The organism is Planktosalinus sp. (assembly GCF_059864935.1).
Genome location: NZ_JCBCCK010000434.1, coordinates 1 through 7,542, shown reverse-complemented (window position 1 = coordinate 7,542; position 7,542 = coordinate 1). Strand labels below are relative to the sequence as shown.

Below are 7,542 nucleotides of genomic sequence, written 5' to 3'. Positions count from 1 at the left end.
ATTTGTTTTTGTGCTGTAATGTCCTGAACGGTGCCTTCAAACAGGAGGGGTTTGCCATTTTCATCTTTTATTAACTTGCCTCTTTCCAGCACCCATTTTATTTTTCCGTTGTTTAAAACAATTCGGTGTTCAATATCCATGGGCTTTTCCCCTTTTAAAGCCTTTTCTTGCTCCAAGTTAAAGTGTTCCTGGTCATCAGGGTGTATTGAATTGAAAAAGCTCTCAAAAGTGACTTTAAAATTCTTTTTTGGTAATTCCCAAATTTTATAGACTTGGTCTGACCAGGTTAAGGTATCGTTTTTGTGGTCAAACTCCCAATAGCCCAGTTTTGCTATTTTTTGAGCAGCTTGTAATTTGTTGAGGTAATCAAGTATTTCTTCTTGTTGATGTTTTTGCTCTGTGATGTCTCTTAAAGTGCCTTTAAAAATGGGTGTTTCATCTTTTGGGTTAATGATTTTTTTTCCAAATTGATGAATCCACTTTATTTTTCCGGATTTTGTCTTGATCCTGTATTCAATATCCTGTTGTTCAACTTTATCAAACGGATCTCCGGTGTATAAATGAAACAGTTGCCTGTCTTCCGGAATTACAAAATCAAAAAAGTTTTTGACATTAGGTTTGAATGTTTCTTTTTCCTCTTCAAAGATTTCATAAACCTGATCTGACCAGAAAATCTCATCACTATTCAGTTTATGTTCCCAATAGCCCAGTTTTGCAATTTCCTGAGCTGTAATTAATTTTTCATTGTACTCTTTTATTTCTTCCTGATTTTTTATTCTGTCAGTAATATTTCTTGCAGAACAAGCCACGCCTTCAATTTTTTCTTCGATTACAATTGGGCTAAAATTTGTTTCGATGACCTGTTCTTCCTGATTTTCATTTTCAGGCACAACATTGACATAGGTAAATGTTTCCCCACCAAGAGCTCTGTCATATAAACCTTTCCAAAACATGGTATAGTCTTTATCCAGTTGAGAAGGCAGCATTTTGTTTCCTTTAGACACATTGCCCACGCCTGTATATTTTTTGAATGACTCTTTAAAAGCCTCATTGGCCGCAATTAAAGTCATGTCTTTGCTTACACTCCAAATTAAATCTTTGGTAGAGTTGATTAAGGCATCACGGTTTCGTTGCTCAAAAGCATTGATTTTTTCAATTTGTTTTCTTTCGGTGATGTCATTCATAAAACCAATAAAAAATTCATTTCCCCTAATTGTTACAGTTGTAACTCCCAGTGAAACGTCTATGATTTGTTGATCTTTTCTTTTTGCTGTTATTTCTATGTTTGAGTTGATGATAGGTCCTTTGCCGGTTTTTTTGTAATGCTCCATCCCTTTTAAATGTCTTTCAAGGTGCTCTTCAGGAATGATGAAGTGATGCATGGGTTTGTTTAATACTTCCTCTGCAGTCCATCCAAATATCTCTGTTGCCCTAGGATTCCAGTTGGTTATCATTCCATTGGAGTCCATCAATAATACAGCACTGATGGAGTTGTTAAAAATAGAGAGTAGCTGTTCCTCGCTGCGCTTGAGTTCAAGTTCAGCTTCGTGGCGTTTGGATAAGTCAATCCCACAACCTAATAAGCATACTTCATTTTTATATAAAATGGTTTTACCGGTAAAATAGTAGTAAATTTTTTCTTTGTTTTTTGTGTAAAGATATGTTTCGGCATCTGACTCCCCTTTTTCAAAAACCTCTTGAATCCTTCCTGTGATATAAGGAAGGTCTTCGTCTGCAAAAAACCCGGAAGGTGTCATTTTTTGAATTTCTGCACCGGTATAGCCGGAAACTTCTTCAAGATTTTGGTTCCACATTATATAGCGGCCTTCCTGATTAAAAAGGTAGAAAATTCCCGGCAGGCTGTTAATGATGGCTTCAGACAATTCCTTTTCACGCAAAATGGCTTCTTCTGACTCTTTGCTTGTGGTAATGTTCCTGAAATTGGTAACAATTCCTTTAATATCCGGATCCTCCAGATAGTTAGTTGCTGTAGATTCTATCCAGCGCCAACTGCCATTTTTATGCAAGCCCCTGAATGGTTCAGTTTTTATCGGAATGCCCGGACTATTTAAAACCTCTGACATTGATTTTTGAGCGATTGGAAAGTCTTCAGGGTGTACTAAATTTAAAAAATTGCGCCTGTAAGCTTCCGTTTCAGTATAACCCAAAACAGTTGTTATTGCCGGAGATATATAAATGGGCTTCCCTTCTGCATCGATTATATTAAACACATCAGCACTTTTTTCAACAAGTGCCTTGAATCTTTTTTCTTTACTAAAGATTAATTTAGTTTGTAGATTTACTTGTTTTTCAAGTTCTGCTGGCCTTTTAAGGATGATTCGCGTTAAAAAAGCACCAAAAAAAGCAAGTACAATTCCCAATATTGAGAGTGGAAATACTCCTGAGTAATAATTGCTATGCTTTTCCTTAACATAAATTTGCCATTCACCCAATGGTACATTGATAGATGCTACTTGACTTTTTTTAATATTAAAATCACTTTCCAAAAAATATTCAACTTCATTGGTTTCAGGATTTGTTTTTGAAAGCTGATAATCAAAGTGCACTCTGTTTTCTGCAATCCCGCCTACTTGCAACAATTTTTCAAGCTTGATTACCACAGCTGCAAATGCAAGGGAATCATGCTCTATCTTAATAGGTGTTCTTCCCACAATCCCCAGCCCGCCTTGTTTGAGTTCAAAAGGTCCCCCAAAATACATTTGGTCTTTCTCTGCTGCAATTAAAACTTCGCGGCCACGCGTGGGATCTGCCACGACATCATAACCAATCACAACTTCATTGCCTTCAAGGGGATACATTTTTGTGATGACTCCATTTTCAAGAAGTTGAATGCCATCAATCAAATCATTGGCTGAAATCAATTTTTTGGCAATGCTGTCAAACTCTTCAGGAATTCCATAATTTTCAACAATAAACGCGAGTGTATTTGTTGCTGAAAGCGCATAGTTTAAATTAAACTGAATTTGATCCACAAACCTGTTCAATTCGACTGTGTTCTCTTTTTCAATTTCAGATAGATTCATCAAATACCTTTGATAAGCAATAGGCTGTGTGATGATACATACAATCAAAAACACAAAAAACCCCACTATATAGGGGTGTTTATAAAAAAAATTGTTACGCTTTATTGAAATCACTTAACAGGTATTTAATGCTAAAGATAAAAAAATTACTCGCTGTCTTAACGTTTTTGTTTTACAAACTTGTAATTTATTTGAACATCACAACTAATAACTTCTTTGTACTTTTGTAACCTATGCAAAATCAAGATACCATAGTGGCTTTGGCAACTCCACCAGGAGCAGGTGCTATAGCTGTTATCAGAATTTCAGGACCGGATGCCATTACTATTGGCGCTTCTGTTTTTAAATCTATCCATCAAAAAGACTTATCAAAGCAACCCACTCATACTGTTCATCTTGGGCATATCGTGGATGACAACCGAATGATTGATGAAGTTCTTGCCACTGTTTTTAAAAACCCAAAATCATATACCGGCGAAGATACTATTGAATTTTCCTGTCACGGCAGCTCATACATCCAACAGGAAATCATACAATTGCTGTTGCGAAAAGGTTGCCGAAGTGCTCAAGCCGGTGAGTTTACCCTGCGTGCATTCCTTAACGGAAAGATGGACCTGAGTCAAGCCGAAGCTGTTGCAGACCTTATCGCCAGCGAAAATGAAGCCGCACATCAGGTCGCCATCCAGCAAATGCGCGGTGGTTTTAGTAACGAGATTGCAAATTTGCGTGAAGAACTGCTCAATTTTGCTTCGCTTATCGAACTCGAACTCGATTTTGCAGAAGAAGACGTGGAGTTTGCAGACCGTAAACAATTTGAAAGTCTCTTAAACAAAATTGAAAACGTCCTAAAAAAGCTGATTGACTCCTTTGCTACCGGAAGTGTCATCAAAGCAGGAATTCCCGTTGCCATCGCCGGTGCCCCCAATGCGGGAAAATCCACTTTGCTCAACACATTGCTCAATGAAGAACGCGCGATAGTTTCTGAAATTGCAGGCACTACCCGCGATGCCATTGAAGACGAACTCAGCATTGGTGGTATTGGTTTTCGGTTTATCGACACTGCCGGAATTCGTGAAACCATAGATACCATCGAGACTATTGGCATTACAAAAACTTTTGAAAAAATCAATCAGGCACGCTTAGTGTTATTTATTTGTGATGCTTTTGCTTACGCGAAAAACCTTTCGCAACTGGAAAACGAATATTTACAAATCAAAAACAAATACCCGCAAAAACAGGTATTACTCATTGCCAATAAAACCGACAAACTTTCAAGTGCCGAAATTCAACAATTCAAGCAGCATTTTCCAGATGCCATTTTTATTAGCGCACTTAAAAAAGATGGTATCGAACAACTTAAGGAAAAACTACTTTCACTTGTCAATACCGGTGCCTTAACCTCCGGAGATACCATTGTGACCAATGCCCGGCACTACGACAGCCTCAACAAAGCACTAGAAGAAATCAAAAAAGTGCAACACGGTTTACAGCAAAACTTAAGCGGCGATCTATTAGCTATAGATATTAGACAAGCACTATATTATTTTGGTGAAATTACCGGTCAAGTGACTAATGATGAGTTGCTTGGGAATATTTTTGCTAATTTTTGTATCGGGAAGTAATTAACTTTCTTTTCTTTCGTAAATGCTTGTTATTCTTTAATTTACACTTTTTTATTTTCCTTTTTTTGTTGCCTTATATCACTTTTTTAAGTATATTTGTTGTCTATTTGTTGCCCAAATAGCCGTTTTGTTGCCCAAAATTTGTTGCCCAATTTAGTGGCGAAATGATGCACCATAAGCCCCATATTGCACCATAACGCTACATAATGCACCATTTATGAGTTCAAATCTTCAAATACCAAAAAAGTGCGATTACTGCGGGAATGCTTTTATAGCCAGAACCACAGTTACCAAATATTGTAGCCATATTTGCAACAGCAGACACTACAAACAAATCAAGCGGAACGAAAAAGTGCAGCATTCCCTTGAGCAATCCATTAGCAATCCCCTACCCAAAGCAAACATCAATCCAACCCAAAACAAAGACTTCCTAAGTGTCTCTGAAGCTTCACAACTAATTGGCGTAAGCAGATGGACCATTCAAAGGATGATCAAAAGAGGTCAGTTAAAAGCTGCCCGGTTTGGAAGAAAGCAAATTATTACCCGTTCACAAATAGAAAGTCTGTTCCACTAAAAGCTTTAGATTATGAAATGCCCATTAGCAAAACGACAAACCATCCAAAAATGTAATAAGGGCATTCCATCTGTCCTATTAAAAACAAATATAAAAATCAGATGAAAGTAACATTAAGAGAGCGCTTAAAAAATGGCAAAATCAGTCTTTATCTGGATTACTACGATAAAGGAAAGCGCAAAACAGAAAACCTCAGCCTGTACCTAAACCCCAAGCCAAAAACCAAACAGGAAAAAGATCTCAACAAAAAAACACGCCAACTGGCAGAAGCTATTGTCGGCCAACGACAAGTCGAGATTCAAAACGGCGCGTATGGCTTTAAAGATGTAGAAAAACTCAAAGGAAATCTAATTCTCTACATTTCAGAACTAGTAGAAAAACGAAACACCAGCAACGGCAACTATGGCACCTGGTCGAGTATGCTCAAACATCTAAAAGCCTTTTGTCCCAATGACATTATGTTCAGAAATGTAGATTCCACTTTTGTAGAGCAATTCAAAGAATACCTCGACAAAGATGCAATTGCAAGAGCGGGTAAAAAGCTCTCTCAAAACTCAAAGTATTCTTACTTCGGCAAGTTCAGTGCAGCTCTAAAACAAGCTGTTAAAGACGGATTTCTAAGCGTGAACCCTGCAGAGAGTGTTTCAGGCTTCAAACAAGACGACCCACAGCGGGAGTTCCTGACACTTGACGAACTCCAAGCAGCTGCAAATACAGAATGTGAACTCCCCCTACTTAAAAAAGCATTCATTCTTTCAGCCTTAACAGGTTTACGATGGGGAGATATCGAAAACCTCAAATGGTCCGAAATACAACACTCCAAAGAACTCGGCTATTACATCCGCTTCCGGCAGCGAAAAACAAAAGGTGCTGAAACCCTTCCCATCTCTGAACAAGTTGTAGAACTTCTCGGAGAACGTGATGAAGAAAACGACATTATTTTCAAAGGATTAAAATACAACGCCTGGTCAAACCTCAAACTCCAACAATGGATGATGAAGGCAGGTATCACAAAAAATATTACCTTTCACTGTGCTAGGCACACTTATGCCACTTTGCAACTCACTATGGGAACCGATATTTACACCGTTTCCAAGTTGTTAGGCCATAAGGAACTACGCACCACGCAGATTTACACCAAAGTTATTGACGAAAAGAAAAAAGATGCAGCTAATCGTATTAAACTAAACTTGTAATGGCCAAGTATATTTTTTTAGAATTAGTCACTAAGACAAAGGGGATTCATAGAGATAAAAGGAGAGAAAAGGATTTTTCTGAACTCCTTATGAATATAAAAGAGAACAATAAAGCTGCCAATGCTGTTTTTAATTTAGATTTCAAAAGACCACTTTCCGATAAAAAGAAGTATTACAGTATCATAATATTCAACGATACTCAAAGAATGATTGAAGAATTTAAAAAAGAATTTCCTTCAAACGCAATTGAAGAGGAATTGAGATTTTCTTATAACTCACTGCACAAAAAAATTGACAAGTACTTAAAAAGCATTGCTCAGTATATAAAGGAAAATGAAATTACGGAAGATTTAAATTCAGACCTATCTTACATAATAAATTATTTAAAATTCTCAGCCATTCAATTACTACTGGAACTCCAGGATCAATACGGTCAATACGCCTCTTCCGAAAACTATAACACAAACGAAATTCACGAAAAATATTTTGGCGAAAAGCTATCTAACAATTACATAGTTAAAATTTCAGAAGCTATTGAACCTAGAAGTGATTTAGCCAAAATACATCAAGGAAATAATGAAGAGAAAAACCTTCAATACTCCTTTACCTATAAACAATATGATATCAACCCATCTAAAATTACAGATTTGTGGGACAGCTTAAAATTAAATAAATTTATTAAATCAGATACTCCTCTTCAGACCTTTCGAAAAATTTTTTCTGGTAAGGAAATTACTAATCCTGTAAAATGGACTGGTAATCCAAGTGAGCTCTATTACTTTATAAAACTTATCCATAATGATTTAAACTTAGTGGAAAATCTAAAACAAAAACATTGGAAAGTAGCCTGTGATTGTTTTGTTGATGAAAACGGTTTAAAGTTTAACCGTTCAAAAATAAGATCATTAAAAAGACCTGAGTTAACTGGAGATAAAATAGACAATGCAGTAAAACATCTAATTTAAGTCCACTCTACACTTTACACTTTATATTCTTTTTTAAACTTTTTTTACCCTTGTTATCTTTTGACAAGGGTTTTTTCTTTTGTTTGTTCACTCTACACTCTACACTCTACACTACACCTGCTTAAACGACCCCATAAAACA

5 protein-coding genes are annotated in these 7,542 nt (G+C 36.6%); 4 read left to right on the top strand and 1 reads right to left on the bottom strand.

Features of this window, described 5'->3' with window-relative positions; genetic code table 11:
- A partial coding sequence (locus AC6F75_RS13030) for a PAS domain S-box protein (protein WP_500715527.1) occupies positions 1 to 3,044 on the bottom strand: 3,044 nt, incomplete at its 3' end.
- Between the two features lie 233 nt (positions 3,045 to 3,277).
- Here AC6F75_RS13030 and mnmE point away from each other — a divergent pair.
- The 4 genes from mnmE to AC6F75_RS13010 all read left to right on the top strand — a co-directional run bounded on the left by mnmE (position 3,278) and on the right by AC6F75_RS13010 (position 7,401).
- Entirely contained in the window at positions 3,278 to 4,666 is a 1,389-nt protein-coding gene (mnmE, locus tag AC6F75_RS13025; RefSeq protein ID WP_500715526.1) for a tRNA uridine-5-carboxymethylaminomethyl(34) synthesis GTPase MnmE, read from the top strand.
- 217 nt (positions 4,667 to 4,883) lie between these two features.
- Positions 4,884 to 5,240, top strand: coding sequence for an excisionase family DNA-binding protein (locus AC6F75_RS13020; RefSeq protein WP_500715525.1), 357 nt, complete (start codon positions 4,884 to 4,886; stop codon positions 5,238 to 5,240).
- Positions 5,241 to 5,341: 101 nt separating this feature from the next.
- A complete protein-coding gene (locus tag AC6F75_RS13015; RefSeq protein ID WP_500715524.1) occupies positions 5,342 to 6,436 on the top strand; it encodes a phage integrase SAM-like domain-containing protein in 1,095 nt (364 codons plus the stop codon).
- Entirely contained in the window at positions 6,436 to 7,401 is a 966-nt protein-coding gene (locus AC6F75_RS13010) for a DUF6617 family protein (RefSeq protein WP_500715523.1), read from the top strand. The genes AC6F75_RS13015 and AC6F75_RS13010 overlap by 1 nt, the downstream gene beginning before the upstream one ends.
- The last annotated feature ends 141 nt before the right edge of the window (positions 7,402 to 7,542 follow it).